The following is a 1,781-nucleotide window of genomic DNA, read 5'->3' on the forward strand; positions in this document are numbered from 1 at the left end:
CGAGGAAGCCAAACTCAAGGCTCAGGGCATTCCCATTGTCAGCGACTACAAAGACCCGGAACTGCCGCCACCGCCGCCGGGTCAGCAAAACCCGGTGATCCCCAAGGATCTGCAATAAGTTTGGCCGGCCCTCGGATGAGGCCGTCTTTTTTACGCCATGGGCCATCATGAGTAAAACCGCCATCATCACACTGGGTACTCTCCTTGCCATCATCGGGATCATCGCAGGCATCACGTCCCACGCTGAGCCGCCGCGCCAAGAGCAAGCGCAGCCGGCCTACCCTGAGCATATAGAACTGGCGCTGTATCAGCGGGGCGATGATTGGCAAAAGAAATACCCAACCGTTGTCGTCGCCGAGACCCAGAATGTTGGTTTGAATTTTTACAACAGCATCGATTTCGATGCCAATGCCCTACCTACGGTCACCATTGACGCAGGCGGAGTGAAAACGGTTATCCCCAAGGCTTTAAGTATCATGGGTATGGAAGACAAGAGCCGCGGTTTAGGAATAACTCGTATAAATATCAATGCCCGAGTCAAAAATGGCGGAGCAATGTCTCATGATGAAGCCCGGCTCTACATCCTAGACATCATCGAAAAACTCACCGCCGCGGGCTGGAAAATGGTAATTCCCTTAAACAAACCTAGATTGAATGGCATTCATGCCTTGAACTACTATGGCGCGGATGCCTTAGACCCAAACTACAAGCTATCTTTCGCGGAATGGATGCAGCTCAAGGGAATACTGAGTTGGGAACTCTACCTCAACCATACCTTTATAACGCTGAATATTAACCGAGACCAAGACCACTTGGATCCTAACAAACCCGGCGCTTACATCATGAGCTTCACCATAGAACCACATGAAGAAGTACAAAGAATCTATGTGGAGGAGAAGGAACGCGATCACTGGCGTCAGCTATGGATTCCCATTGCCAGGAAGTTAAGGTCAGAGCGGAATATCAAGGAAGCCACTCTCAAGGCTCAGGGCATTCCCATCGTCAGCGACTACAAAGACCCGGAGTTGCCGCCACCGCCGCCGGGCCAGCAAAACCCGGTGATCCCCAAGGATCTGCAATAAGATTGGCCTACCTCAAATGAGGCCGTCTTTTTTACGCCATGGGCCATCATGAGTAAAACCGCCATCATCGCACTGGGTACACTCCTTGCCATCATCGGGATCATCGCCGGCATCACGTCCCACGCTGAGCCGCCGCGCCCAAAGCCAACGAAGCCGGCCTACCCTGAGCATATAGAGCTGGCGCTGTATCAGCGTGGCGATGATTGGCAAAAGAAATACCCAACCGCTGTCGTCGCCGAGACCCAGAATGTTGGTTTAAATTTTTATAACAGTATAGATTTCGATGCCAATGCCCTCCCTACGGTCACCATAGATGCTGGTGGCGTGAAGACAGTGATCCCGAAGGCTTTAAGTATCATGGGAATGGAAAACAAGACCCGGGGCCTAGGTATAACACGCATAAACGTCCATGCCAGAGTCAAAAACGGTGGTGCAATATATCATGATGAAGCCCGGCTCTACATCCTAGATCTCGTTGAAAAATTCACAGCTTTAGGCTGGAAAACAGCATTTTCTTTTAACAAACCCAGACTAAGCGGCGTTCATGCCTTGAACTACTATGGCGCGGATGATCTGGACCCAAACTACAAGCTGTCTTTAACTGAATGGATGCAACTCGATGGCTCTCTAAACTGGAGATTCTATCTCAACCATACTTATATGCGCGTGACGGTGGACCGGGATCAAGATCATCTAGAT

Annotated in this window: 2 protein-coding genes; both read left to right on the forward strand. The window is 50.8% G+C overall.

What is annotated here, in order from left to right; genetic code table 11:
• The first annotated feature begins 167 nt into the window (after positions 1-167).
• The gene (locus ACUXV1_RS23175; protein WP_203391493.1) at positions 168-1,082 is read left to right on the forward strand and encodes a hypothetical protein; all 915 of its coding nucleotides are present in this window, start codon (positions 168-170) and stop codon (positions 1,080-1,082) included.
• A gap of 48 nt (positions 1,083-1,130) precedes the next feature.
• Positions 1,131-1,781, forward strand: a 651-nt coding sequence (locus ACUXV1_RS23180; protein WP_446016766.1) for a hypothetical protein, incomplete at its 3' end; no start/stop codon positions are given.

Source organism: Chromobacterium sp. W521 (genome assembly GCF_052805975.1).